The sequence below is a fragment of the Hymenobacter metallicola genome, from assembly GCF_004745645.1.
Taxonomy (GTDB): domain Bacteria; phylum Bacteroidota; class Bacteroidia; order Cytophagales; family Hymenobacteraceae; genus Hymenobacter; species Hymenobacter metallicola.
In genome coordinates this window covers 136,360-157,412 of sequence record NZ_SRMB01000007.1, presented here as the reverse complement: position 1 = coordinate 157,412, position 21,053 = coordinate 136,360, and the positions used below count along the sequence as shown (strand labels likewise).

Below are 21,053 nucleotides of genomic sequence, written 5' to 3'. Positions count from 1 at the left end.
GTAGGCCGAATTACTTCTGCACTACGATGTTGCGGATCATGTATTCGTTACCCGACTTCACTTTCAGCGTGTACATACCGTTCGACAAAGCCGACAGGTTCAGCTTGTTCTCGAAGTTGTCGCGAATAGTGGCCGTGTGTACGCGCTGGCCCAACAGGTTGGTTACTTCTACCTGCAGAGCGCCTTTGGCGTTAGCACCGCGTACTTCTACGGTGAACTCACCGGCCGAAGGGTTGGGATATACGCTAACCGCGCGCAGCAGCGCATCGGAAACACCCGTCACCACCGAGTTGATGGCAATGTCGTCAACGATAAGCGCCAACTGGTCAGGCGTGCTGTTCACGTGGAAACCAACGAATACGTTGCCGTTGGAAGCCGGCGTGATAGGCATTACCTGCGTAGCACCCGCGCCAGCGGTAGCAGTTGCGAAGGTCGTGTTGGTAATGTTGTTGTTGCTCCACAGCAGGTTGGCCTGAGCAGCAGGGGTAGCAGCGTTACCGTATTTCACTTCCATGCTTTCGCGGGCCGTAAAGCCGGGGAAAATACCTGCCTTGTATTTGAACGACAGCTGGTAGCTGGAGCCAGCGCGCAGGAACAGAGCCGGGGTGAAGAACCAGTCGTCACCGCCGATAGTTACGTCGTCGTCGTTGTAGAAGTAGGTCATCGAGTTGGGAGCCGAAGCAGGGCTGTAGGCAATCGTTTCCCAGGTGTAGCCGTCGCCGTTGGCATCCGTCACCGTAATGCCGCAAGGCAGCGTGGTGCCGGTAGCTACGTTGTCGAAGTTCTCCGTGTAGGGGAAGGCCGTGATGATAGGCGGCGTGCAAAGAGTCGTAACCGAGAAGGGGCCGGCCAGCGTGCTCTGATCGGTAGTACCGCAGCTCGAGCGAATGTAGATCTGGTAGGTAGTCGAGGCAGTCAGACCCGTGATGGTGAAGGGCGAAGTCGTTGCCGTTACGCTGGTGCCGCCGGTTGCGGGGTTAAAGCCAGTCGGACCATAGATGATGGTATACCCCGTGCCGTTGCTCGGGCCGGTGAAGGTAACCGTAGCCGAATTGGAGTTGCTGCTCGAAACGCTGATTGCGGTAGGAGTAGGGCAAGTAGCAGGACCTGCAGTAACAGCTTCAATCATGAAGCGGCCCAGGCCAGACGCGGCAGCATCGTTTAGCGTACCACCCGCAAGTGAAGACGAGAAGAAAGTGCCCGTACGGGTTGGGAGTTCAGCTTGCAGGCCCAGAGGATAGTACGGAGCCGTGCCCGTTGGCGAAGCTGCCTGAGCCAAGCCCACGTGGAAGTTGCCGGGTTGAACTTCGGCCGGAACCGTCAGCGCAAACGTCTTGTACGTGGCAAGGTCAGCGGTCTGGATGACGTAGTCGGGCGTACGGCCAATGATATTACCCGTAGCGTCCATTACGACTGTATATATAGTGCGGCCAACCGACGTAGCGCCTTCCAGGCGAACCGTTACGGCCGTAACCGTCCGGGGAGCGTTGGTAGAATACCGTACCGCCAGGATACCGGTACCAGCACTGGCGCCGGCATTGGCGGTCAGGCCTACGCTGCTGGTGGAAGCAACACCGGGCTCAGCCACGCCATAGGTGGTCGTATTGATGCTCTGCTGGTAGGTGCTGACGTTGTTGGCGGCATTACCATCATTGCCCAGCGTAACCGTCAGGGCCTGCGTAGCCACTGTCGAAGGCGTGTAGGGGTCGAAGCTCACCACAACCTCGGCGCCTACGGCCAGCGAAGCAATAGTCTTGGCGCTGGAATACGTGTTTGGCGCCGGGGCGGTAGCCGTTACGCTAACATTGGTCAGGGGCTGATTGCCGGTGTTGCGAACCACAGCCCGGGGGGTGTGGGGAACGGCAAACGGAATCGGCAGCTTGCCCAGGCTATAAACCGCAGACACGCCGGCGTCGCTCAGCGGCACAATCGTGGCTTGGTTGAAGCGGTACGTGCGACCTGGGTCGGGCAGGAAGGTGTTGCGCACGAAGTGCGAAGGAATCAGCCCCCCGGATTCGGAGGCGAATACGGTCGTCGTCCAGGCCGTGGCACTGGAGGCTTTCTGGGCAAACAGCCGGTCGGTGGTCTGGGAGCTAGAGCCCTTCAGGCCTACGATGAAGCCGACGCCAATTGGAGCGGCCGTGCCGGCCGTCCAGCTACCGTACACAAACTCGATGCGGCTGGTGCCTTCGTATAGTTTCGCCTGGAATTGAATTGTCGCAAACTGCGCGGTCTTGTCGGCCAGGTTTTCCCACTGAATGGTGCACACCCGGTTAGGAGCAGTACCCGTGGTAGCCACCCGGAATTCGGTTGGCGAGGCAGTCTGGTTTAGGGCGCCGGCCAAGTCCACGCCGCCGAGCGGGGCAATGATGTTGAGGTCAGTTGCCGCAACGAAGTTGGTAATATTGGCCGCCGATGGAGCAGTGGTGCCCATCTTAATAAAGCCGTTCGTATTCAGTACGAAATCCGTGTAGGCAGTACCATTAAAGGTAAAGGTGAAGCCAATCGGAGTAGCGGCCGAGTTGGCGTCATCGTTGTTAGCCGTTGTAATTACGGTGCCGGTTGTACCTAGGTCAGTATACGTTCCAGCCAAGTTTTGAGCGTTGGACGCTGCATAGTCGAGTCCTTGGGCCTGAGCCGCCGTAGCTCCGCTCGTCAGCAGGGCCGCCAGGGCTAGCTGCCGCCAGCGTTGAGCTGAAGGACTCGTTTTGTACCAGTTTGTCATAAGGTAATGGGTTGGTAAGGAAAGAAAGAAAAGAAATGAACATTTAAGACGAGGGTCAGGATAGCCAGCGCAATCAGACAGGTTCGCGTCTACAAGGTGCTAAAAAATCCCTGAAAAATGGATAGCCCAGAAAAGAAAGACGGGTACTGCGTACTTTCCGGCCCCAATCTATCTACCAGTTCAGTATGATGCACCAGACTCCTGTTTGCCGGCAGATTATCTTGCTCGGAGCCGGGCGCGTGGCTCAACATTTGGGGCCGGCTTTATGGCGTGCTGGTCACCGCGTTACTCATATTTGGAGTCGGACGGCCGAAGCGGCTCAGGCCCTGGCCGATGCAGTGCCCGGGGCGGTGCCCACTACCAGCCTGGCGCTGCACAGCCTGCCGACGCCCGACCTCTACATACTCAGCGTGCCCGACGGAGCCGTGGCGCAGGTACTGGCAGCGGCCACGCTGCCACCTCGGGCCCTGGTAGTCCACACGGCCGGGGCCCTGCCGCTGGCTGTATTTGAGGCTTGGCCAGCGGTGCGCGGGGGCGTGCTGTATCCGCTCCAAACCTTCAGTGCCGGCCGCCTCATCGACTGGAGCACGGTGCCGCTGTGCGTAGAAGCGGCCCAGCCCGCCGACCAGACCCTGCTGCTCGAGGTAGCCCAGAGCCTAAGCCAGCTGGTGGAGACGGTGGCGACCCCGCAACGGCAAGCCTTGCACGTAGCGGCCGTGTTTGCCTGTAATTTTACCAACCACCTGTTCGGGGTCGGGTACGCGCTGATGCAACAAGCCGGACTGCCTTTTACGTTGCTCGAGCCCCTGATTCGCGAAACAGTTCAAAAAGCCCTGGCGCAGCCTCCGTTTACGGTACAGACTGGTCCGGCCGCGCGCCACGATACCGCTACGCTGGAGCGGCACCAGGCCCTGCTGCACCAGCACCCTACCTGGCTGGCAATTTATAATCAGCTAACTGCCAGTATCCAAGAGCAACAAACTGTGGGTGCCCCAAACAACCACGGCCGCCTTTCGCTTTAATTACGGGCCGGGGTGCGTACCTTTGCCCCAAATTCTGCTCTGCTCAAGTTTCTACTCCGTGAAAGCCGTTAATATTACCTTCCAGTTTCAAGACGGCCAGCCCGACCAGACGCACGTAGCAGCGGAAGGCGAATCGGTGCTGGATGTGGCCCTGAATAATGGCATTCACCTGCAGCACAACTGCGGCGGCGTCTGCGGCTGCAGCACCTGCCACGTCTATATTCTTAAGGGGGAGAATGATCTGCCCGAAATCAGCGACAAAGAAGAAGACTTCATCGACCGCGCCGTAAACCCGCGCATCAACTCCCGCCTGGGCTGCCAGTGCGTGATGCAGGGCAACGAAGACATTGTCGTGCTGATTCCCCGCCAGGAATTCCTGGGCCACTAACTCGTAAAAGGTCGAATGCGGAGGATGGTTTGCGGCAGCAGCAACGGCTACGCCTGTTCAGTGCAGCTACTCAGCCAGAGTTCGATAGGTACCATTCCACTCTCAACACCCCCTGAAAATGACTCACTTTGAACTCCCTATTCACTGGAACGACCACGAAGACATCGCCATGGCGCTGTACGAAAAGTTCGGGGATGAATTTGATGAGGCCAAAATCTACCGCATCCGTTTCACCGATCTGCTGGAATGGGTGCTGAGCCTGCCCAACTTCGTGGGCACCCGCGAACAGTCGACGGAAGGCCACTTGGAGCAGATTCAGGCCAAGTGGGTCTACGAGTGGCGCGACAACCAGAACTAGGCATCGGCCACTTCGCTTCTTCCTTTCCCGCTTACTATGCGTGCAGACAGTATCAGTCCCGACTTATCCGCTATTAAGGCCTTTATCTTCGATGTTGATGGCGTCTTGACCGACGGTACGCTGCTGGCGCTTAACTCCGGCGAGCAGGCCCGCGCTTTCCACATCCGCGACGGGTACGCCATTCGGCACGCGCTGGCGCGGGGCTACCGGGTTATCATCATTTCCGGCCGGGAAGAGGAGGGCGTCCGCCGCCGCCTCGAGTCTCTGGATGTGCACGACATTTTTCTGGGCGTGGCCGATAAGATGAAAATCTTCAATAACTACATTAATACCTACCGCCTCGACCCGGCGCACATCGCCTACATGGGCGACGACATGCCCGATATCGAGGTGATGCGCCGCTGTGCTATAGCGGCCTGCCCGCTCGACGCGGCCAGTGACGTACAGCAAATCAGCAACTACAAAGCCGGGCTGCCCGGAGGCCACGGGGCCGTGCGCGAACTGGTGGAGGCCGTCATGAAAGCTCAGAAAACCTGGTACTAACCGGTTTTCGCACCGCCTTACTGCTGAACAACATCTGGCTGAGAAGGGGCCAAACCCTGATTGTGGTTTTCCAAATTCCCTTTATATTTACCCAATCATCCATTCATCCATTTTCTTTTTTATTTCATGAAAACAGGAACCGTAAAATTCTATAATGAGTCGAAGGGCTACGGCTTCATTACAGAAGATGGCACGAAGGAAGACTTCTTCGTCCATGTAACCGGCCTTAACGGGGGCCAGATCCAACAAAATGACCGCGTGGAGTTTGACACGCAGGAAGGCCGCAAGGGTGTTAATGCGGTTAACGTAAAGAAACTGTAGGCTGTTAGCCTGATTAGGTTTTTTGCTTTTCAGAAAGCCTCTCCAGTAGGAGAGGCTTTCTTTTTTGCCCCGGCAGTATTCGGCCCGTATCGGGTGCATCTTTGTCGCAGCTTTTCGTTGGTGTATCTATGGCGCATTCCTCTTCCAGGCAGCAGAGTGCCGGCGCTCCGGCCGGGGCGGGTGGGTGGCAGTCGCTGCTACGCCTGATTCGCTTTCCCAATCTGCTTATCATGGCCCTGTGCCTGGCCCTGGTGCAAAGTTGCCTGCTGCACCCCGAGCAGCCCTGGGCCTCGCTGCTGTCGGGGCGGTTTCTGCTGCTGACGGCCGCCGCGCTTAGCATTGCGGCCGCGGGGTACATTATCAATGACTACTACGACGTCAAGATTGACGTCATCAACCGGCCCGAGCGGCTGGTGGTCGGGCGGGTCATCAACCGGCGCCACGCCATGCTGGCTCATGTACTGCTGTCGGGCTTCGGAGTGGTGGTAGCGGGCTTACTTTCGCCTGTTCTGGGTATGGTCAATCTGGGCTCAGCCCTGCTGCTGTGGGGCTACTCGGCCCGCTTCAAGCGGCTGGCGTTGGTGGGCAACCTGAGCATTGCCCTGCTGACGGCTGCGCTGGTACTCTTGCCCGAGCTGCAGATGCGTACCGGACAGACTATCGTGTGGGTGTACGCGCTGGCGTCCTTTCTGCTGACGGTAGTCCGTGAAATTGTAAAGGATGTGGAAGACATGCGCGGCGACGCGGAGCACGACTGCCGTACGCTACCCATTGTGTGGGGCGTGGCCCGCACAAAATGGGCCGTGGGGTTTTTCCTGCTAAACCTAGTAGTGCTCGTAGCCGGGGGGGCCTTGCGAAGCCTGCAACTGCAGCAGTGGCCCTTGGGCTTATGGTTGCTGCTTACCGTGCTGGGTCCTTGCCTGCTGCTGGGACGCTACCTGGCCCGGGCCGACCGGCGCCGCGACTTTGCCCGCCTGAGTGCCTGGTGTAAATGGATTATGCTGGCCGGGGTGCTGTCGATGCTGCTGGTGGCCATCGACTAAAACCTAGCCGGGGCGCTTGCGTTAGGGAAAGGAGAGCAGCTGAACCGTAAGTGTTGAGCTTGGCTTGTATTTCTCTTCGTCCCAATTCTTTAGTATGCGTTTTCTCTACCCGTTGCTGGCACTCAATCTGCTTGCCGCAGCCACCTACGCCCAAACGGCTCCTATCATTCCCGACATTGCCCTGCCCGAAACTCCGCTGGCCACGGGAGCGGCCGTTGCGCCCTTAGTTACCAGCAAGGAAGACAAGCCCAATTTCATTCCGGTGCCGGTGTTGTTTTATCAGCAGGAAACCGGCTTTGGCTACGGTGGGGCTATTCTGCCGGTGTGGCGCTTCGGGCAAGACACGACGGTGCGCAAATCCAACGCCCGCCTGATTGCTTGGTACACGCAGAAAAAGCAGAGCACTATTCAGCTGACGCACACCATCTTCACGCCCGATGAGAAGTTCTATCTGGCCGGGGAGCTGAGCCAGTACGACCTCTCCTTTTTCTACTACGGGCTGGGCAACCACACCAGATCCAGTGACGAGTCGACTATCGGCTACAAGCTGTTTGTGTTCGATGAAAAGGTCATGCCCCGTATTACGGCGCACAACCTCTACGCCGGGGTGCGTTACCGCCTGACCAATACGAGCAAGGTGCGGGTGATTGAAGACATTAGCGAATCGCGGCCCAGCCTGTTTCGCCAGCTGCCCGAGCAGGAGCAGCGGGGCGGCATTGTGTCGGGTGTGGGGCCCTCGGTGCTCTACGAAGGCCGCGACAACGTGCTGGCCACCTACCGCGGGGTATATCTGGATGCCCACGCGCTATTTATGGGCAAAGGCTTGGGCAGCGACTATAAGTTTCAGCGTTACCAGTTGGATCTGCGCTATTTCCGCCCGCTGCTCGGCTCTACCAACACGATTCTGGCTTTGCAGTATTTGGGGCAGTTTCACGCGGGCAGTGTGCCCTTCCGGGAGCTGGCCGGTATTGGGGCCAACATCGGTGGGTCGCTCTACAACAATGCCGGCCTGATGCGCGGGCTGTATGAATCCCGCTTCCGGGGCCGGCAGATGATGACGGCCCAGGCCGAAGTGCGGCAGCGCCTGTTCTGGCGCATCGACGGGGCAGCCTTCATCGGGGCGGGGCAGGTCGGCGACAAGGTGGGCGAGTACAGCCTGGGCGACACCAAGCTGGCCGGCGGGGCCGGGTTGCGGTTTCGCTTCAACCGGCGCGACCGGCTCAACATTCGCCTCGACTACGCCGGCGGCACCGATACGGCCCCCAGCATCTATTTTGCCGTGGGCGAGGCTTTCTAGCCACTGCCTACCTAATTTCGCATACGGCCAGCCCGACTGCTTTTCCTCAGTCGGGCTGTTGTTTTTAACCAGGGAGCAGCTTGCCTAAGGGCCGAACAGCCCGGCAGGAACGAGTCGGACTTCGGATGGGGAAAATAGGATATTTTATTGCTTATTTGGCAATACTCCCCACCGCTCTGTTTCGCCTCATGCGTTTCTTGTTTGCAATGCTGCTCGCAAGCTTGCTTGCCCCGTGCGCCTATGCTCAATCTTCCGCTCCCGATTCTGCCCGGCTAGCGCTATCCGTCCCGGCCCAGACCAAAGCCGCTAAGCCCAGTTTTCTACCGTTCCCAATTGTGTTTTCGCAGCCCGAAACCGGCTTTGGCTACGGCTTGGTCGTGTTGCCGGTGTGGCGGTTCGGGCCAGATACGATGGTGCGGAAGTCCAACGCCCGCCTGCTGGCCTGGCGCACTCAGAACAGCCAGAGCCTGGTGCAGCTCACGCACAACGTATTCACGCCGGGCGAGCAGTTTCTGGTGACAGGGGAGCTGAGCTACTATTATAAATTTCCCATCAATTACTACGGCTTCGGCACCACAACCAGCCGCGCCGATAAGTCGGTGATTGAGTACAAGCTCTTCATTATCAATCAGCGGGTGCTGCGGCAGGTGAAGCGTAACGTGTTTGCCGGGTTGCAGTATCGGCTGACCAACCTGCGCGATGTGCAGGTCAATAAGCATATCGACCCGGGCCTGCCCACCGAGCGGCCCAGTCTGCTGCTGGCCCGGCCCGAGCGGGAATACCGGCAGAATAGCCTCGTATCGGGGCTGGGGCCGTCGTTTCTGTATGATGGACGCGACAATATCCTGAGTACCTTCCGGGGCAATTACCTGGAGTTCTCCGCCTTGTTCAACGGCTCCGCCCTGGGCAGTGGCTACCACTTCAACCGGTTTGTGGTGGATGCCCGCCACTTTCAGCCCCTGCGCCCGACCAGCAAAACCATTCTGGCCACGCAGCTGCTCGGGCAGTTTCACACCGGCAACGTCCCGTTTCGGGAGCTGGCTAACCTGGGCGGCGAAAAAATTCTGCGGGGCTACTACGAAGGGCGCTACCGCGACCGGCAACTGCTGGCCCTGCAGGCCGAATTGCGGCGGCCGCTGTTCTGGCGGCTCAACGGCGTGGTATTCGGCAGCCTAGGCCAGGTTGGCAATGCCCTGGCGGATTTAAGCAGAAATGAGCTCAAAGCCAGCGGCGGGGCCGGCATCCGCTTCAAATACAACCGGCGCGACCGGCTCAATATTCGCTTTGACTACGGCTTTGGCCGCGACGGCTCCAACGGCTTCTACTTCAGTATCGGCGAGGCTTTTTAAGGACTCCAGTAAACTAACAGTAACTCCTGGCTGCGGCGCGGGCGTTGCACTGGTCGATGAAAGCAAGGGAGCAGTCGAGGCAATGCCGACAGTGGTCCATTGGCCGGCACCATGGCCGGCGGATGCACTAAGTTTAAATTTCTGATCCTGCAGTTTATGCCTCCCTTTCCGATTCGGCGCTACCTGACGCCCCTGATTCATGTGCTGGTCTGGGGGCTGTTTGCGCTCAGCCTGGTGCTGCTCAACCCCGTTCTGGGCCGGTTTTCCATTCCGCCCCAGTTCTGGATCAAGCAGGCCCTGGTGTTTGGGCTGTGGGTAGCGGCCTTCTACCTGACGGCCTACGTAAGCGTGCCGCGGCTCCTGTTACGCGGGCACGTGGGCTGGTTTGTGGCTACCATTCTGCTGACTACCGCCGCTGTGATGCTTCTCGCGCAGCTGACCGAGTCGTGGCTGAACCTGCAGCAGCTGATGGACCAGCAGTTTCGGGGGGGCGGTTTCCGAGCGGGCAGAGGCAGCTTGCGGCCCCGGCGTTTCGATATGATTGGGCTGCTCACCACGCTGCTCGTGCTGGGTATCAGTACCAGCATTGCGGCCGTGCAGAAATGGCAGACCGACACCCAGCGGCGGCAGGAGCTGGAGCAGCAGAAAATTCACTCGGAGCTGTCCTTGCTCAAAGCGCAAATCAATCCGCACTTCTTCTTCAACACGCTCAACAACATCTACGCCCTGACGGTGGTGGATGCCGCCGCCGCCCGGCAGGCCATTCATACCCTCTCGCGCATGATGCGCTACGTGCTCTACGAAACCACGGCCGATACCACGCTGCTTTCCAAGGAACTGGCCTTTGTGCAGGACTACGTCACGCTGATGAAGCTGCGCCTCACCGAGCGGGTGCGGGTGGAGCTGGAGTGGCCCGAACCCGTGCGCGACGTGCCTATTGCGCCCATGCTGCTGTTGCCCTACGTCGAAAATGCCTTTAAGCACGGGGTCAGCGCCACCTTGCCCAGCCGTATTCTGGTAGCCGTGCGGCAGCCTGATTCCGCTACCCTGGAGCTGGAAGTGCGTAATACCCGTTTCCCGGCCTCGGCCACCAGCCTCGACGAAGGCAGCGGCATTGGGCTCGCCAATACCCAGCGCCGCCTCGAGCTGCTGTACCCCGGCCGCTACTCGCTCCGGGTAGAAGAGGCCACACCGGAGGGCGAATTCCGCGTTTTTCTAACCTTGCACGTCGTATGACCACCCTAAAATGCATTGCCGTCGACGATGAACCCCTGGCCCTGGGCATGGTCGTGGCCTTTATCGAGCAAACTCCCTTTCTGGAGCTGATCGGGAAGTACTCGAGTGGGGTAGAGGCCCTACGCAGCCTGCACGAGCACCCCGACCTGGACCTGCTCTTCCTCGATATTCAGATGCCGGAGCTGACTGGCCTGGAACTGGCCCGGGTGCTCGACCGGGGCCAACCCGGCGCCGGACCCCGCATTATCTTTACCACGGCCTTCAATCAGTACGCCCTAGAAGGCTACCGCGTCGATGCCCTCGACTATTTGGTGAAGCCCTTCAGCTACGAGGAGTTTCTGCGAGCCGCTACCAAGGCCAAGATGTACGCCGAAAGAACGCAGGTCCCCGCCGCCAGCCCGCCACCGGTGGCTGCGGAAGAGGAATTCCTGTTTCTGAAGGTGGAATACGAGCTGGTACGGGTGGCGCTGGACGATATTCTGTACGTGGAAGGCCTTAAAGACTACGTGAAAGTGCATCTGCGCAGTGCCACCCGGCCGCTACTGTCGTTGATGAGCCTGAAGGCCATGGAAGAGAAGCTGCCCGCGCGCCGGTTTTTGCGCATTCACCGCTCCTATATTGTGGCCCTGGACAAGATTGAGGCCGTGCGTCGCAATACGGTGCAGATCGGCAGTGCCACGCTGGCCGTCAGCGACCAGTACAAGGAAGCCTTTATGCAGTTCCTCAGCCGCTGGAGCTGATTTCGTCCGGAGTTCTTACCCTTCTGAAAAGCCAGGTCCTGTATCCATGCGGCCGGGCTTTTTTTGTGTTATGGCCCGGGTAGGTGGCTTGTAGGAGGAGTGGCAGTGCGGCAAGGCTGGTTGCAGTCGGGAGAATCGGGGCGGCGGCCGATAGAACGACGCCTTCTGCCGATGAAAGCGGGACCGGATGCGGTTGGGGCCGGACGTGGCACCTGGCTTGCAAGGAAGGAATCAAGCGCTTGAAAACAACTTTTCACCGGCTTGCCTTCCACCGTTTGCGGCGCGGCAGCCTTCTTCTCACTTTCCACTGCCTCCTGTTATGAAGACCTCCCTGCTTTCCCTCGCCGCTGCTGTTGTGCTGCTCTCGTCCTCCGCTTCGTTTGCCGCCCCGCTCGGCGACTCTGATTGGAAAGATGCCCGTCGCGAAGCCGAACGTCGGCGGGATGACCGCAACGATAAAGATTTTAACTACGGCTATGACCGCAACCACCGCGTGACGCCCGCTGAAAAAGCTCGTTGGGAAGCCGCCCACCGCAATGATAACAATAGCCGCAACGACCGGTACGACAAAAGAAGCTCGGCCGAGCGGGCCCGTCTCGAGCGGCTCGAAGCCCAGCGCCGCCAGCAGGATGAGCGCCGCTGGAACGACCGCAACGATAAGGACTTCAACTACGGCTACGACCGGAGCCACCGCGTAACTGCCGCCGAAAAAGCCCGCTGGGAAGCCGCCCACCGCAACGACCGGTACGATGGCCGCCGCTAGGCCATTAAACGCTGGCCTGCTCTTTCAATCAAATCAAAATAACAGTCTCTAATTTTCTTTTGTCTCCCATGAAACGTTCTCTGTTTTCCCTGCTAGCTGCTTTTGCTCTCACCATTGGCGCCGCTGCCGCCCAAACTCAACCCTCGACGCCTCCTGTTGGTGGCCGTGAGCACCGCCAGGGTACTCCTGAGGAGCGGGCTACCCGTCGAAGCCAGAAACTGACCCAGGAATTAGGCCTCTCGGCTGATCAGAGCAGCCGGATCAAACAAATTCTCCTCACCCGCGACCAGGAAATGCAAGCCCTGCGCACCCAGGGCAAGCCAGCCGAAGGAGCTAGCCGTGAGCAGTTTGGTGCTCAGATGAAAGCCAATCGTGCCAAGTACGACGCCCAGTTCAAAGAGGTGCTGACGGCTGACCAGTACACTAAGTACACCCAGTTGCAGAAAAATGGCCGCGGCCATGGCCACGATGGCATCGACAAAGCGGGTAAGCTGAAAGCCAAAAATGGCAAGCTGAAAGTAAAGCAAGCCCAGAGCTAAGCAACGCTGACTAGCCACCTTGGTGCCCCAAAAAGCCCTGCCCTGATAAAAGGGCAGGGCTTTTTTGTGGGGTGTCGCACTGCCCCGGCGGAGAAGTGGCGCTTGGGGCGGGAGAAAAATTTAGCTCGACAGTACTAATCCTAACGGTTGAGCTACTCCGTACATCTTTTGGATGAAAAGTATTTCTTCCGCCCAGTTGCTTCCTTCGCAAAAGACCCCGGAGGCAATAATTCCCTGCCTCCACATCCCAGCCCAGCCCGCGGCCCACCTGCAGGCAGTAGTTATTATTCCGGTAAAGGATGAAGCAGAACAGTTGCCGGCTGCTTTAGCCGCCCTGAGCGCGCAAGTGGATCTGGAAGGCCGGCCGTTACCGCCGGGTTGGTTTGAAGTGCTGGTGCTGGCTAATAATTGTCAGGATAGCAGCGCGGCCGAAGCGCGGCGGTTTGCTGCCGACCACCCGCATATGTGTCTGCACGTAGCAGAAATAAGCTTGCCGCCGGCCGAAGCGCACATTGGCCGGGCCCGCCGCCTGCTGATGGATGAAGCCTGCCGCCGCCTGGAGCTGGTCGGCCACCCGGCTGGTTTCATTGCCAGTACCGACGGCGACACCTGCGTGGCTTCTACCTGGTTGGCGGCTACCCAGCGCGAGTTGCGGCAGTTTGCCGTGGCTGCCGTGTGTGGCCGTATCCTGACACCCACGCGGCCCCGCAGTAGCCTGGTGCGCCGCTACCACCTGCGCGATGCCGCCTACCGCCTGCTGCAGGCCCGTCTGGAAGCCGAATTAGACCCCAACCCCAATGACCCGTGGCCCCGGCACCACCAACACTTTGGGGCTAGCTTCGCTATTACCGCCGCCGCTTACCGCCAGGTAGGGGGCCTGCCCGTGGTGCCGTATCTGGAGGATGAAGCACTTTATCGGGCCCTGCGCCGCCACGACTTGTCGGTGCGCCACAGCCCAGCCGTGCGCGTGCTTACCTCCGACCGTCAGCAGGGCCGGGTGGCTGTGGGCCTTTCGTGGCAACTGCGGGAATGGGAGCTGCTGGCTGGTCAGACTCAGCCGGTGGTAGCCGGCATGCCCCATGTGGTAGCTACCCTGCTGCTACGGCGGCACCTGCGGCACCTTTGGCTCGAAACCCAGGCAGTTATCCTACCAGAAATTATGCTCTGGAACCAGCACTACGGGATTGCGCCGGTAGCCGAAGAGCTGGGGGTGTCGCGCGTGGCGCTGCTGCTGCGCTTGCGACAGGCAACAACCTTCGGGCAACTATGGGAGTGGATAGAGCAGGACGTGCTGCCCGGCCCAGCCTGGGCCCGGCGCTGGCAGCCGGTGCCGCTCAGCCAGGGCCTGCAAGAGCTACGCCTGCGGCTTTTTGCTACCCGGGCTGCTTAACTTTTTCCAGTACATCGAGGCGGTAAGTAGCATGGCGAAAGCCGTGCAGATGGCGCCAAGCGCCGCCGGGCTGGGTTTTAGCCAGAAAAAAGTCGTGCACTTCGTCGCCCGTAAGCGGGTAGTCGTGCACCGGGGGCGTCCAGTGCACCAGTAGCAGCTGCCCGCCGGGCGCCAGGACCTGTTCCAGCTGCGCCGCCACGCGGGTCAGGTCGGGGGCGGCCCAATAATAGCCCACTTCGGACAACACGACCAAATCAAAGTTGGCGTCGGAAAGTGGGTCATCGGGAAGCCGCATCTGGCGGAACTCCACCTGGGCAAGCTGGGCGCACCGCCGTCGGGCTCGGACCAACGGAGCAGCGGCCACATCCACGGCCAGCAAGTAGTTGCAGCGGGCCGCCAGTTGCTGGGTCAGAACCCCGAGCGAACAGCCGATTTCCAGGGCTCGGGCATAGCGGGGGCGGGGGAGGGCGGCCACCGAAGCCGCATATTTTTCCTGCTCATAGACGCTGGTTTCAAAGTTCCACGGGTCTTCGTTGGCCCGATATACGTCGTCGAAATAGCTGGGCGGCAGGGTATGGGGCTGGTTGGTATTCATGTAGTCTAGGGCTGGGGAAGGCTGATTCTGGGCGGCTACTCAAGCTCGGCCAGGTAAGCCCGGCGCTTCCAGATACACTTCGGAGGGCTGGGCAAAATGGGCCAGCATAGAGTCGGAAAGCCGGAAGCCCGCAGGGTCGTCAATCAGGTTCGTTAGCTGGGAGCGGTGCGCCGCAATGGCTTGTTGCTTCTGGGCTAGCACCGGGGCAATGTCCAGGCGCCAGCCAGCCGCTTCTCCCGGTTGGGGTAAATCGGCTGGGGCCGCCCGCTCCCAGGCCCAGACTACGTACTCCAATTGGCGGACTACCGGCAAGCCTTGTAAAGCAGCCTGCACCAGCTGATGAGTGGCCCGGTGGTCGGGGTGGGGGTCGCGCCGCCAGGGCAGCAGCACGGTTGCGGGCCGCGCTTCTTCAACCCAGGCACGCAGTTGCCGCACTGCCGCCGTAAAACCAGCTGCACCCTGGGGCGGCACCGCGCCATCGGGCAGGCCTAGGCAGCGCAGTTCCGCCGCGTCGGCTCCCAGAATGGTCAGGGCTTGCCGCAGCTCGGCTTCCCGCAGCGCCTGCCGGGCGGCGGGCGGAAACTTTCGGGAGTTTGGGTGCGACATTGTCCCGTCGCTTATCAATACGGCCCGGACCGGCTGCCCACTTTGCCGCAGCAACGCCAGCAGCCCGCCGCATCCTAGCGACTCATCGTCCGGGTGCGGAATGACCACCAGCGTGGAGCCCAGGCCCGCGGCGTAGCTGGCTGGACGTAGCGGCAGCTCAGCAAAAGCAAAGCCGGGTTCAGTCATGCTGCCACAAAGAGAAGGCCGGCGTAGTCTGCCCTAGCACAAATCGGCCGGCGTCGGCTACGGCCGCATCCGGGGCGGGCTGGCGCAGGTAGTGGGTTAGGTCGCGGTGCAGGCGTTCGAAGGGCTCGGGGCGGAGCAGGCCCCGGGCTCCTACGCAGCGCTCCGCCAGTTGGAGTACTTTCAGGCAGATGTCTTCGATGGCCGTGCGCGTGAGGTTGGCATAGGCTACCGTAGCCTCGGCCGCCGCAGCCGCCCCGGGGCGGGCCGCATGGTCGGCCGCCCCGCGCAGCCACAAGTTGCCGCCTTCAATCAGAGCCGCCAGCTCGCCCAGGCGCATGCGTTGATACGGGTCGTCGGTACGCCCCAGGGTGCGCAGGAAGCGGCGGGTTTCGTCGAACACGGCTTCGGCGGCGCCTAGCTGCACGGCCGCAAACCGAATGGCTCCGCCGCTGAAACCGGGCTGCTGGTAATAGTCGCCGGGCTGGCCCAGCAAATCCTCGGAGCCGATTTCGGCACCTGTAAGGTCAACCTTAAAGCTGGCCGTGGCCCGCATGCCCAAGGGCCGCCAAAAGCTGGTGTCCAGGGTGGTAGGTTGGGTGTCGGTGGGCAGAATAAACATTTGCCAGCCCCCGTTGGGGAGCTTCCCCGTAATCAGCGGGCGGGTGAGGTGGCCCGCGCCCGAGCCGAACGTTTTGCTGCCGTGCAGCCGGTAGCGTCCATTCGGCTGAGGTTCGAGCTGCACTCCGTCCTGGCCCTCAGTGTTCCAGACGCCGAACAGGTGACCTGCCCGGGCCTCGGCGGCCCACCGCTGAAGCTGTTCTTTCTCTCCAAATTGCTGCAGCAGCAGTAGAGCGTTGGCATGCCCCTCGTACACCCGTCCCACGGCCAGGTTGCCCCGTCCGATGTGCTTGAGCGTGCGCAGCAGATCCAAGGTGTGGGCTGGCTGCATCAAATCGGCTCCGCCCAGGTGGCGGGCCAAGGGGGCCGCCAGCAGCCCCACCGCTCGCAGCCACTGAAACTCCTCGGCCGGAAAGCTGCCTTCCTGGTCGGTGGTGGCAGCCGCTTCGGCGAGGCGGCCCGCCAAACGGGCCGCCGCGGCCTCGGGCGCCTCCGTAAGAACCTGGGCCAGGCCGGTTTCGGTAGTAGGGATAAAGACAGCAGTAGACATAAAGCACCGGATAGCGTCGGGAAGAACTTTGTTGGACCACCAGCCACCAAAGGGCAGTAGCTCAACTGTAGTACGTACGGCTCAAGTAGGGAAATGGATCAGGATAACAATTCGGTAACATAGCTGGTTGGCTCGGCGTGGGCGGGCAGGTTACCTTCGTGCCGTCAATCGTTCAGACCAAAAAACCTTTCTTGCTATGTCGCAGCCCATTCGCTCCGCCCTTGTTTCCGTCTATTACAAAGACCGTCTGGAGCCGCTGGTAGCGCTTTTGAAAGAGCACGGGGTGAAGCTGTACTCTACGGGCGGTACCCTGAAATTCATCCAGGAACTGGGCGCTGACGTGACGGCCGTGGAAAGCCTGACGGGCTTTCCGGAAGTATTCGGCGGCCGCGTCAAAACCCTGCATCCTAAAGTATTCGGCGGTATTCTGCACCGCCGCCACGAGGCCAGTGACCTGGCGCAAGCCGAGCAGCACGACATTCCGCCTATCGACCTGGTGATTGTGGACTTGTACCCCTTCGAGGAAACCGTAGCCTCGGGCGCCGACGAAGCCGACGTCATCGAGAAAATTGACATCGGGGGTATTTCCCTGCTGCGGGCCGCGGCCAAAAATTACCGCGACGTGCTGGTCGTCAGCAGCCGGAGCCAGTACGAGGCTGTAACCGAGCTGCTGCGCGCCAAGAACGGAACCACCGATTTGGAGGATCGTCGCCACTACGCCGCCGCCGCCTTTGAAGCCACTTCCCACTACGATACCCACATTTTCAACTACCTCAGCCAGGGCACGGCCGTGGACGGCACCGCCCTGAAAGTCAGCCAGAAGCCCGCCACCAGCCTGCGCTACGGCGAAAACCCCCACCAGGCCGGCACCTTCTACGGCGACCTGTCGGCCCTGTTCGACCAGCTCCACGGCAAGCAACTCAGCTATAATAACTTGGTTGATGTGGACGCGGCCGTGCTGCTGATGCAGGAATTCCAGGACGGGCGGCCCGCTTGCGCCATTCTCAAGCACACCAACGCCTGCGGCGTGGCCCAGGCCGAAACCCTGCACGCGGCTTACGGCAATGCCCTGGCCTGTGACCCGGTATCGGCCTTCGGCGGGGTGATTATTGTCAACAAGCCCGTGGACGCGGCCACGGCCGAAGAGCTCAACAAGCTGTTTTTCGAAGTGCTGATTGCCCCGGAGTTTGAGGCCGAAGCCCTGCCGATTCTGCAAAGCAAGAAAAACCGCATCCTGCTGCGCCAGAAGCCGGTGGAGTTTCCCAAGAAGCAAATCAAAACCCTGCTCAACGGCGTCATCGAGCAGGACTTTGACCGCCAGACCGAAACGGCTGCCGACTTCAAAGTGGTAACCCAGTCGGCCCCGACAGCGGAGGAAACCGAGGCGCTGGTCTTCGCCGCCAAGGTGTGCAAGCATACCAAGAGCAACACCATTGTGCTGGCTCGTGCCGGGCAGTTGCTGGCCTCGGGCGTGGGCCAGACCTCCCGCGTGGATGCCCTGCGCCAGGCCATTGAGAAAGCCAAGTCCTTCGGCTTTGACCTACAGGGCGCCGTGATGGCCTCCGATGCCTTTTTCCCCTTCCCCGACTGCGTCGAAATTGCCGGGGCCACCGGTATCCGCGCCGTGGTGCAGCCCGGTGGCTCCATCAAGGACGCCGATAGCATCGCCGCCTGCGACCAGCTCGGCATGGCCATGGTCATGACCGGCGTGCGCCACTTCAAGCACTAGATTTTTACTGTGTTAATGTGGGAGAATGTGCTGATGTGCAGTGTTCCTCGTGTCCTTGCGAGGAAGCATGACATTCCGCGCCTCAAGCGGCGGCCATCCGTCCTCTATTGGTGACAAACTCCTACCAGAAAGCCCTAATGTCTGCTCAGGCGTTAGGGCTTTTCAATTAAGAGTACTCAGTACATTTCAGAGGACGGATGGCCGCGCTTCGCTCGCCATGACACCACTTTCTCTCGAAAATGAAGCCGGGTGGGCAATGCTGTAGCCAATCCAACGTTTGGTGCGTTTCAGCAATTCGGTTGCTCAACGGTAAGCTGGGCCACTGCCTTCGTGCCGGCCTCGCAGCCTCGACCGATGCCATGATTATACCAGTGGTGCTTCGCTGAAACTTGTGTACTTTTGCGCCCACTTTGCACGAAGCTAAACTGTGCATTCTCTTCTAATTGCCGCTACTCAATGGGTTTCTTCAACTTCCTTACCAGCGACATCGCCATTGACCTGGGGACGGCCAATACGCTCATTATTCACAACGATATTATCGTGGTGGACGAGCCGAGCATCATCGCCAAAGACCGTACAACCAATAAAGTAATTGCCGTGGGCCGGCAAGCGCAGCAAATGCACGAAAAGACCCACGACAACATCAAAACCATCCGGCCCCTGAAAGACGGCGTAATTGCCGACTTCCACGCCGCCGAGGAAATGATTAAGGGCATGATTAAGATGATCGACACCCGTCGGCGTCTGTTCCAGCCCTCCCACCGCATGGTTATCTGCATCCCTTCGGGCATCACTGAAGTAGAGAAACGCGCCGTGCGCGACTCCGCCGAGCACGCCGGGGCCAAGGAAGTGTGGATGATTCAGGAGCCCATGGCCGCCGCCATCGGTATCGGTATCGACGTGGAGCAGCCCATCGGCTCGATGATTATCGACATCGGGGGCGGTACCACCGAAATTGCGGTTATCGCCCTGTCGGGTATCGTCTGCGACCAGTCCATCAAAACGGCCGGGGACGTGTTCAACCAGGATATTCTGGACTACATGCGCCGGCAGCACAACCTGCTCATTGGCGAGCGGAGTGCCGAGCGGATCAAAATCGAAGTAGGAGCGGCCCTGACCGAGCTCGACGTAACCCCGCCCGATTTCGAGGTGCGCGGCCGCGACCTGATGACCGGCATTCCGAAGGTTATCAAGGTGACTTCGTCCGAAATTGCCATTGCGTTGGATAAGTCGGTAGCCAAAATTGAGGAAGCCGTGCTCAAGGCCCTGGAGATTTCGCCGCCCGAACTTTCGGCCGATATCTACGAAAACGGCATTCACCTCACCGGCGGCGGGGCTCTGCTGCGCGGCCTCGACAAGCGCCTGGCCGTGAAAACCAAGCTGCCGATTCACATTGCCGAAGACCCGCTGCGCGCCGTAGTGCGTGGCACCGGCAAAGCCATTAAAGACATCCAGGCCTTCCGGGGCGTGCTGCTAACCTAATTCAAGGCGGGCTACAGAAGGAGGAATGAAGATGGGACCCAGTCCGGCCTCTTCATTCCTCCTTCTGCATTCTCTGTTTTCTGACTGACGCATGAATAATCTGCTCAACTTCCTGTTCCGCTACCGGGGTATCCTGGTATTCGGTTTATTGGAAGTCGTGAGCCTGTACCTGTACGTGCGCAACAGTTCCTACCAGAAAGCCGCCTTCTTCAACTCGGCCAACGCGTATACGGGCCAGGTGCTGGCGGCCCGCACGCGGGTGTACGACTACTTCCGACTGGCGGAAGTAAATCAGGGGCTGGTCGCGGAAAATGCCCGGTTGCGCCAGCAGCTCTACCGCCCCGACGTGGCCGGCCGGGAGGCCGATACGCTGCCCGTAGCGAAGGACAGTCTGACGCAGGTGCGCCTGCAGCGCCTGGGCCGTCCCGATTCGCTGCTGCTGGGGTTACGCCAAATTCCGGCCCGCGACCCGGATTATCCACTGATACCGGCCCGAGTTATCAACAATTCGCTTCGAAAAGTGGATAACTACTTAACCTTGAATGTCGGGACCATCGACGGGGTAAAGCCAGGCATGGGCGTGCTGGCCGCCAGCGGGGTGGTGGGCCGGGTAAAAGTAACCAGTGAGCACTATGCCACCGTAACGTCGGTGCTGCACTCCAAAACGTCGATTTCGGCTAAAATCAAGCGCGACGGCACGTTTGGCAGCATCAAGTGGCTCGGCGACGACCCCACGACGGCCTTACTCGACTACATTCCGCGCCAGAACAAGCTGGTGCGCGGCGACACGGTCGTTACCTCGGGCTACAATGCCATTTTCCCCGAAGGCGTCATGATCGGGCGGGTCGAGTCGTTTGTGAAGGAGCCCGATAAAAACTTCTGGACGGTGCGGGTGCGCCTGGCCATCGATTTTTCCAAGCTCACCTACGTGTACGTGGTAAGCAGCCGCCCCAAAGCCGAGCGCGACACGGTGGAGGTGCGTGCGGGCATCAAACCGGAAGAGGAGGAAAAGCCGTGAGGGGAGTAGGCGACATCATCATTCAACTGCTGCGCTTCGTGCTCTACGTAGCGCTCTACGTGTTCCTGATCAGCGGCACCGACTTTGTGCTGTTCGATTTGGGCTGGTGCATTCTTTATATCGGCTTTCTGTTGTTTTTGCCCATCAGCACGCCCATTGTGGTGCAACTGGTGCTAGGGTTTATCACCGGCTTTGTCGTCGACCTCTTCTTCGATACCGGTGGCCTGCACGCGGCGGCGGCCGTGCTGCTGGCTTACGTGCGGCCCTGGGTGCTGCGCCTGCTCACCCCGCGCGACGGCTACGACGCGGCCGATACGGCCAGCATCCACCAGATGGGCTGGCAGTGGTTTGTCGTGTACCTGGGCTTGCTGGTGCTGATTCACCACGCGGCCTTTTTTCTGCTGGAGTTGGGCAGCTTCCATTTCTTTGGCCTCACGCTGGCCAAAATCCTGATCAGCACCCTCTACACCAGCCTGACGCTGCTCATTACTCAGCTGGTGTTCTTCCCCACGCGCCGCCGGAGCCGGTAAGCCGGGGCCTGGAAACAAAACCGCC

Annotated in this window: 21 protein-coding genes; 17 read left to right on the top strand and 4 right to left on the bottom strand. The window is 60.1% G+C overall.

The window, feature by feature from the left end; translation table 11 throughout:
• Positions 1–10: 10 nt before the first annotated feature.
• Positions 11–2,725 carry a T9SS type A sorting domain-containing protein gene (locus E5K02_RS24430; RefSeq protein ID WP_135399014.1) on the bottom strand — a complete coding sequence of 905 codons (2,715 nt, stop codon included), beginning with the start codon at positions 2,723–2,725 and terminating at the stop codon, positions 11–13.
• 185 nt (positions 2,726–2,910) lie between these two features.
• Between E5K02_RS24430 and E5K02_RS24425 the strand changes: the two genes are divergently transcribed.
• From E5K02_RS24425 to E5K02_RS24365, 13 genes are all read left to right on the top strand, one after another.
• Positions 2,911–3,747, top strand: a complete 837-nt coding sequence (locus tag E5K02_RS24425; RefSeq protein WP_135399012.1) for a Rossmann-like and DUF2520 domain-containing protein — start codon at positions 2,911–2,913, stop codon at positions 3,745–3,747.
• 58 nt (positions 3,748–3,805) lie between these two features.
• A complete protein-coding gene (locus E5K02_RS24420) occupies positions 3,806–4,135 on the top strand; it encodes a 2Fe-2S iron-sulfur cluster-binding protein (RefSeq protein ID WP_135399010.1) in 330 nt (109 codons plus the stop codon).
• A 118-nt stretch (positions 4,136–4,253) separates the two neighbouring features.
• Complete coding sequence (iscX, locus tag E5K02_RS24415; RefSeq protein ID WP_135399008.1) at positions 4,254–4,493, top strand: Fe-S cluster assembly protein IscX; 240 nt, start codon at positions 4,254–4,256, stop codon at positions 4,491–4,493.
• 36 nt (positions 4,494–4,529) lie between these two features.
• Positions 4,530–5,036, top strand: coding sequence for a KdsC family phosphatase (locus E5K02_RS24410; protein WP_135399006.1), 507 nt, complete (start codon positions 4,530–4,532; stop codon positions 5,034–5,036).
• Between the two features lie 126 nt (positions 5,037–5,162).
• On the top strand, positions 5,163–5,357 hold the full coding sequence (locus E5K02_RS24405; RefSeq protein WP_044511773.1) for a cold-shock protein: 195 nt from the start codon (positions 5,163–5,165) through the stop codon (positions 5,355–5,357).
• Positions 5,358–5,485: 128 nt separating this feature from the next.
• Positions 5,486–6,400: a geranylgeranylglycerol-phosphate geranylgeranyltransferase gene (locus E5K02_RS24400; protein ID WP_135399004.1), complete on the top strand. Its 915-nt coding sequence runs from the start codon at positions 5,486–5,488 to the stop codon at positions 6,398–6,400.
• Between the two features lie 94 nt (positions 6,401–6,494).
• A complete protein-coding gene (locus tag E5K02_RS24395; protein WP_135399002.1) occupies positions 6,495–7,697 on the top strand; it encodes a BamA/TamA family outer membrane protein in 1,203 nt (400 codons plus the stop codon).
• 335 nt (positions 7,698–8,032) lie between these two features.
• Positions 8,033–9,046 carry a BamA/TamA family outer membrane protein gene (locus tag E5K02_RS24390; RefSeq protein ID WP_167856577.1) on the top strand — a complete coding sequence of 338 codons (1,014 nt, stop codon included), beginning with the start codon at positions 8,033–8,035 and terminating at the stop codon, positions 9,044–9,046.
• A gap of 156 nt (positions 9,047–9,202) precedes the next feature.
• On the top strand, positions 9,203–10,282 hold the full coding sequence (locus E5K02_RS24385; RefSeq protein WP_135398998.1) for a sensor histidine kinase: 1,080 nt from the start codon (positions 9,203–9,205) through the stop codon (positions 10,280–10,282).
• A complete protein-coding gene (locus tag E5K02_RS24380) occupies positions 10,279–11,022 on the top strand; it encodes a LytR/AlgR family response regulator transcription factor (protein WP_135398996.1) in 744 nt (247 codons plus the stop codon). Before E5K02_RS24385 ends, E5K02_RS24380 begins: the two co-directional genes overlap by 4 nt.
• A 319-nt stretch (positions 11,023–11,341) precedes the next feature.
• Entirely contained in the window at positions 11,342–11,785 is a 444-nt protein-coding gene (locus E5K02_RS24375) for a hypothetical protein (RefSeq protein ID WP_135398995.1), read from the top strand.
• 68 nt (positions 11,786–11,853) lie between these two features.
• On the top strand, positions 11,854–12,324 hold the full coding sequence (locus E5K02_RS24370; protein ID WP_135398993.1) for a Spy/CpxP family protein refolding chaperone: 471 nt from the start codon (positions 11,854–11,856) through the stop codon (positions 12,322–12,324).
• A gap of 172 nt (positions 12,325–12,496) precedes the next feature.
• Positions 12,497–13,714 carry a glycosyltransferase gene (locus E5K02_RS24365; RefSeq protein WP_135398991.1) on the top strand — a complete coding sequence of 406 codons (1,218 nt, stop codon included), beginning with the start codon at positions 12,497–12,499 and terminating at the stop codon, positions 13,712–13,714.
• Here E5K02_RS24365 and E5K02_RS24360 read toward each other — a convergent pair.
• Genes E5K02_RS24360 through E5K02_RS24350 form a run of 3 tightly spaced genes read right to left on the bottom strand, consistent with a single transcriptional unit; the run spans position 13,698 to position 16,269 of the window.
• A complete protein-coding gene (locus E5K02_RS24360) occupies positions 13,698–14,309 on the bottom strand; it encodes a class I SAM-dependent methyltransferase (protein ID WP_135398989.1) in 612 nt (203 codons plus the stop codon). The genes E5K02_RS24365 and E5K02_RS24360 overlap by 17 nt on opposite strands.
• A 39-nt stretch (positions 14,310–14,348) precedes the next feature.
• A complete protein-coding gene (locus tag E5K02_RS24355) occupies positions 14,349–15,101 on the bottom strand; it encodes a PIG-L deacetylase family protein (protein ID WP_135398987.1) in 753 nt (250 codons plus the stop codon).
• Positions 15,094–16,269 (bottom strand): acyl-CoA dehydrogenase family protein, encoded by a 1,176-nt coding sequence (locus E5K02_RS24350; RefSeq protein ID WP_135398985.1) that lies wholly within the window; start codon positions 16,267–16,269, stop codon positions 15,094–15,096. Before E5K02_RS24350 ends, E5K02_RS24355 begins: the two co-directional genes overlap by 8 nt.
• Positions 16,270–16,465: 196 nt before the next feature.
• On the opposite strand from E5K02_RS24350, the gene purH reads away from it, so the two are divergent.
• The 4 genes from purH to E5K02_RS24330 all read left to right on the top strand — a co-directional run bounded on the left by purH (position 16,466) and on the right by E5K02_RS24330 (position 21,028).
• Positions 16,466–17,998, top strand: a complete 1,533-nt coding sequence (gene purH, locus E5K02_RS24345; protein WP_135398983.1) for a bifunctional phosphoribosylaminoimidazolecarboxamide formyltransferase/IMP cyclohydrolase — start codon at positions 16,466–16,468, stop codon at positions 17,996–17,998.
• 456 nt (positions 17,999–18,454) lie between these two features.
• Entirely contained in the window at positions 18,455–19,480 is a 1,026-nt protein-coding gene (locus E5K02_RS24340) for a rod shape-determining protein (protein ID WP_135398981.1), read from the top strand.
• A gap of 91 nt (positions 19,481–19,571) precedes the next feature.
• The gene (mreC, locus tag E5K02_RS24335) at positions 19,572–20,498 is read left to right on the top strand and encodes a rod shape-determining protein MreC (RefSeq protein WP_135398979.1); all 927 of its coding nucleotides are present in this window, start codon (positions 19,572–19,574) and stop codon (positions 20,496–20,498) included.
• Positions 20,495–21,028: a hypothetical protein gene (locus E5K02_RS24330; RefSeq protein ID WP_240737436.1), complete on the top strand. Its 534-nt coding sequence runs from the start codon at positions 20,495–20,497 to the stop codon at positions 21,026–21,028. The genes mreC and E5K02_RS24330 overlap by 4 nt, the downstream gene beginning before the upstream one ends.
• The last annotated feature ends 25 nt before the right edge of the window (positions 21,029–21,053 follow it).

What these genes read in the sequence shown, in the direction of transcription:
- E5K02_RS24430 (WP_135399014.1), bottom strand. Translation starts at nt 2,725, where the DNA reads ATGACAAACTGGTACAAAACGAGTCCTTCAGCTCAACGCTGGCGGCAG.
- E5K02_RS24425 (WP_135399012.1), top strand. Translation starts at nt 2,911, where the DNA reads ATGATGCACCAGACTCCTGTTTGCCGGCAGATTATCTTGCTCGGAGCC.
- iscX (WP_135399008.1), top strand. Translation starts at nt 4,254, where the DNA reads ATGACTCACTTTGAACTCCCTATTCACTGGAACGACCACGAAGACATC.
- E5K02_RS24410 (WP_135399006.1), top strand. Translation starts at nt 4,530, where the DNA reads ATGCGTGCAGACAGTATCAGTCCCGACTTATCCGCTATTAAGGCCTTT.
- E5K02_RS24405 (WP_044511773.1), top strand. Translation starts at nt 5,163, where the DNA reads ATGAAAACAGGAACCGTAAAATTCTATAATGAGTCGAAGGGCTACGGC.
- E5K02_RS24400 (WP_135399004.1), top strand. Translation starts at nt 5,486, where the DNA reads ATGGCGCATTCCTCTTCCAGGCAGCAGAGTGCCGGCGCTCCGGCCGGG.
- E5K02_RS24395 (WP_135399002.1), top strand. Translation starts at nt 6,495, where the DNA reads ATGCGTTTTCTCTACCCGTTGCTGGCACTCAATCTGCTTGCCGCAGCC.
- E5K02_RS24385 (WP_135398998.1), top strand. Translation starts at nt 9,203, where the DNA reads ATGCCTCCCTTTCCGATTCGGCGCTACCTGACGCCCCTGATTCATGTG.
- E5K02_RS24380 (WP_135398996.1), top strand. Translation starts at nt 10,279, where the DNA reads ATGACCACCCTAAAATGCATTGCCGTCGACGATGAACCCCTGGCCCTG.
- E5K02_RS24375 (WP_135398995.1), top strand. Translation starts at nt 11,342, where the DNA reads ATGAAGACCTCCCTGCTTTCCCTCGCCGCTGCTGTTGTGCTGCTCTCG.
- E5K02_RS24370 (WP_135398993.1), top strand. Translation starts at nt 11,854, where the DNA reads ATGAAACGTTCTCTGTTTTCCCTGCTAGCTGCTTTTGCTCTCACCATT.
- E5K02_RS24365 (WP_135398991.1), top strand. Translation starts at nt 12,497, where the DNA reads ATGAAAAGTATTTCTTCCGCCCAGTTGCTTCCTTCGCAAAAGACCCCG.
- E5K02_RS24360 (WP_135398989.1), bottom strand. Translation starts at nt 14,309, where the DNA reads ATGAATACCAACCAGCCCCATACCCTGCCGCCCAGCTATTTCGACGAC.
- E5K02_RS24355 (WP_135398987.1), bottom strand. Translation starts at nt 15,101, where the DNA reads ATGACTGAACCCGGCTTTGCTTTTGCTGAGCTGCCGCTACGTCCAGCC.
- E5K02_RS24350 (WP_135398985.1), bottom strand. Translation starts at nt 16,269, where the DNA reads ATGTCTACTGCTGTCTTTATCCCTACTACCGAAACCGGCCTGGCCCAG.
- purH (WP_135398983.1), top strand. Translation starts at nt 16,466, where the DNA reads ATGTCGCAGCCCATTCGCTCCGCCCTTGTTTCCGTCTATTACAAAGAC.
- E5K02_RS24340 (WP_135398981.1), top strand. Translation starts at nt 18,455, where the DNA reads ATGGGTTTCTTCAACTTCCTTACCAGCGACATCGCCATTGACCTGGGG.
- mreC (WP_135398979.1), top strand. Translation starts at nt 19,572, where the DNA reads ATGAATAATCTGCTCAACTTCCTGTTCCGCTACCGGGGTATCCTGGTA.